We start from the raw sequence: 3,680 nt of genomic DNA, 5'->3' as shown, positions 1-3,680 counted from the left end.
GCTGGGCAAGGCCGAGGGCCCAGAGCCCGGCAGCGATCACCACGCCGCCGACCAGCGCCCAGAGCACGCCGTCCGGCCCCGTGCCCTGCGCGAGCACCCAGACGAGCCAGGCGGCCGCGGCGAGCATCGGGAAGGCGAGCGCCTGGCGCAGCCGCTCCATCCAGGGCCCAGGCCGCGGGAGCGCACGGGCCAGCGACGGGAACACCCCGAGCAGCGCATAAGGCAGGGCAAGGCCGAGGCCGAGGGCGAGGAAGACGCCCATCGTCATCGCGGGCGGCATGGCCATGGCCGCGCCCAGCGCCGCGGCCATGAAAGGCGCCGTGCAGGGCGTGGCCAGCAGCACGGCGAGCGTGCCGGTGAAGAAGGCGCCGGCATGCCCGCCGCGCGAGGCGAGCCCCTGCCCCGCCCCGACCGGCCGGCCCATGGCAAAAACGCCCATCAGGTTCAGCGCGACGGCGAGCATCAGCCAGGCCATGCCGGCGACGAAGGCGGGCTCGGTGAACTGGAAGCCCCAGCCGACGGCGCTGCCGCCCGCGCGCAGCGCGATCAGCGCACCGCCGATCGCCGCGAAAGTGGCGATCACGCCGGCGGTGTAGCTGCCCGCATGCAGCCGGACCTCCCGCTGCGCCCCGCCCGACAGCCGGGCGAGCGCCATCGCCTTCATGGCCAGCACCGGGAAGACACAGGGCATGAGGTTGAGGATCAGGCCGCCGAGGAGGGCGAAGAGGATTGCCTGCGCGAAGGGCAGCGCGGGCGAGGCCGCGGCGGCGCCGGTCACCGGGGCGGTGACCTCGAAGGCGGCGCGCTGGCCGCCGGCATCGCGCAGCACCACTGTGCCGTCGAGCGCCGCGGGCCGCGCGCCGTCGGCCAAGCGGATGCCGAGGGTCATCGCCTCGCCCCGCCACGCGATGGGCTGCGGCGCGGTGTTCTCGATCACGCCGGGGGCGTGGGGGAAGAAGAAGGCCTCCCGCACCGCGGCGGGCGCGAGGCCGGGGCCGGAGAGGGTGAGGCTCGCCTGCCGGCCGGTGGCGCCGGCCGACATGGTCCAGGGTGCCGGGCGGGCGAGCCGTGCGGCATTCGCCTCGAACAGCGGCGCCGTCATGGGAGAGGGCAGCGTGCGGTCGCCGACCGGGAGGGTCAGCGCGAAGCGGCCTTCCTCGGGGATGCAGACCTGCTCGCAGACGAGCCAATGGGCCTCGGCCTCGATCCGGACGATGTCGCCGGGGCGGGCGGAGGCGGGGAGCCGGACCTCCAGCGGCAGCAGGACCTCGCCCTTGTAGCCGAAATTGACGAGCGGGCCGTATTCGATGCGCTCGGGCGCGGGCCAGGCGATGGGGCCGGCCGTCGCGCCTTCGGACAAAGTCAGCGCGATCTCGGTGGGAGCCCCAGCGTCGCCGGCATTGCGCCAGTAGCTGTGCCAGCCCGGCGCCAGACGGAGGCGCAGGCCGATGCGGGTGGTGTCGCCGGGCGCGATGGCGGCGCTTTCGGACAAAAGCGTCGCGGTGGCGCGCGGCGAGCGCACGGAATCGGACTCCACCGCGAGCGCCGGGGTGGCGAAAAGGGCCAGCAGGGGGAGCGCGAGGCGCCACATGAACGCATAGAACGGGACGGCAGGGCGCGGCCGCAACCCCCGATGACGCAGCCCTGTCAGGCGGGGGGCGGGCCCTCGAGCAGCACCACGCCATGCCGCGCGCAGGCCGCGCCGATCCGGGCGAGGTCCTCCGGGCGCGGGGGGCCGGCGATGGGGGCGTCGGCGCCGAGGTCGCGGAAGAACGTTTCCATCGCGCGGTCCAGCACCACCAGCATCCGCGCCGGCGCCGGGCCGGGGTTCCGGTAGGCGTGGATCGCGTCCGGCGGCACCGAGACGACGTCGCCCGGCCCGGCGAGCAGCGGCGCGGCCCACCCGGCTTCCGCGGCGAAGACCAGCTCGCCCGAGAGGACCCGGAACAGCTCCGGCGAGGCGTGGCGGTGCAGCGGCGTGCCGGAGCCGGGGGGCACTTCGATGTCCACCAGCACGAAGTCGGTGCCGGGCAGCGGACCGGCGAAGGTGACGCGGTCGCCGATCACCCAGACCGCCTCGGCGACCTTGGCAGGGTGCAGGCCAACGGGCTCGGTCACGCGCGCCTCCCTCGTTCCGAGCCAGCCTAGGTCGTCGGCACGGGACACGGAAGGGCCGGGTCTTGGGAGGTCCGCCATCCTGCTGTAGGCCCGGCGCCGTGCCGCCCTCCCTCCCCGAGCTGCCCGTCACCGAGGCCCTGCCCCGCCTCGCCGCCGCCCTGCGGGAGGCATCGAACGCCGTATTGGTGGCGCCGCCTGGCGCCGGCAAGACCACGCTCGCCCCCCTCTCCCTCATGGAGGAGCCCTGGGCACAGGCCGGCCGCATCCTGGTGCTGGAGCCACGGCGCGTCGCCGCCCGCGCCGCGGCGCGGCGAATGGCGGAGCTGGTGGGCGAAGCGCAGCCGGGCGGGACCATCGGCCTCGCCACGCGCCTCGACCGCGCCGTCTCCGACCGCACGCGCGTCGAGGTCGTGACCGAAGGGCTGCTGGTGCGACGGCTGCAATCCGACCCCGGCCTCGATGGCGTGGCCGCGGTGCTGTTCGACGAGGCGCATGAACGCAACCTCGACACGGACATCGCGCTCGCGCTCTGCCTCGACCTGCAGCGGGCGCTGCGGCCGGAGCTGCGATTGCTCGCGATGTCGGCGACGCTCGACGTGGCGCGCTTCGCGGCAGTGCTGGGTGACGCGCCGGTCGTCGAATCGCTCGGCCGCGCCTTTCCCGTCGCGGTCGAACATCGCGCGCGCGACCTGACCGACGCCCGTGATCTCCCGGAGGCGATGGCCACGGCCATCCGCGCGGCGCTCGGGAACCATCCGGGCGACCTGCTCGCCTTCCTGCCGGGCTGGGGGGAGATCCGGCGCACGGCGGAGCGCCTCTCGGGCCTCGATGCCGAGATCATCCCTCTGCACGGCGAGCTGCCGCCGGCCGAGCAGGATCGCGCGCTGAACCCGCATCCGACGGGCCGCCGCAAGGTCGTGCTGGCGACCTCCATCGCGGAGACCTCGCTCACCGTGCCCGGCGTGCGGATCGTGGTGGATGGCGGCTGGCGTCGCGCGCCGCGGCTCGATCCGGCCTCGGGCCTCACGCGGCTCGTCACGGTGCGGATCAGCAAGGCGGCGGCCGAGCAGCGCGCCGGCCGCGCGGGGCGCACCGCGCCGGGTGTGGCGATCCGCTTGTGGACCGAGGCGCTGCATCGCGGACTCGCGCCGGCCGACCGGCCGGAGATCCTGGAGGCCGAGTTGTCGGGCCTGGCGCTCGACATCGCCGCCTGGGGCGCGGCGCCGGGCGACCTTGCCTTCCTCGACCCGCCACCGGCGGGCACACTTGCCGCGGGACGCGCGCTGCTGCGCGACCTCGACGCGCTGGATGCGGAGGGGCGCATCACGCCGATGGGGCGCGGCATGGCGCGGATGGGCACGCATCCGCGTCTCGCGCGGATGCTGCTGGCGGCGGAGGACGAAGGCGAGAAGGCGCTGGCCGCCGACCTCGCGGCACTGCTCGAGGAACGCGACCCGATCCGGGATCGCGAGGCTCCGTCCGACATCAACGCGCGCCTGGAACTCCTGCACGGCGCCGACCATCCGAATGCGGACCGCGCGACGGTGCAGCGCATCCGGCGC

At 75.4% G+C, this 3,680-nt stretch carries 3 protein-coding genes; 1 reads left to right on the top strand and 2 read right to left on the bottom strand.

The genetic code is table 11. The features are described from left to right. A partial coding sequence (locus tag L2I40_RS20435; RefSeq protein WP_237217018.1) for a protein-disulfide reductase DsbD domain-containing protein occupies window positions 1-1,591 on the bottom strand: 1,591 nt, incomplete at its 3' end. Between the two features lie 56 nt (window positions 1,592-1,647). Then, entirely contained in the window at window positions 1,648-2,118 is a 471-nt protein-coding gene (locus tag L2I40_RS20430; RefSeq protein WP_237217017.1) for a cupin domain-containing protein, read from the bottom strand. Window positions 2,119-2,216: 98 nt separating this feature from the next. On the opposite strand from L2I40_RS20430, the gene hrpB reads away from it, so the two are divergent. After that, on the top strand, window positions 2,217-3,680 hold a 1,464-nt coding region (gene hrpB / locus L2I40_RS20425; RefSeq protein ID WP_237217016.1), incomplete at its 3' end, for an ATP-dependent helicase HrpB.

This window comes from Falsiroseomonas oryziterrae (assembly GCF_021864505.1).
Taxonomy (GTDB): domain Bacteria; phylum Pseudomonadota; class Alphaproteobacteria; order Acetobacterales; family Acetobacteraceae; genus Falsiroseomonas; species Falsiroseomonas oryziterrae.
Note: the sequence above shows the minus strand (reverse complement) of the source record. Positions and strands in the feature narration are given on the sequence as shown.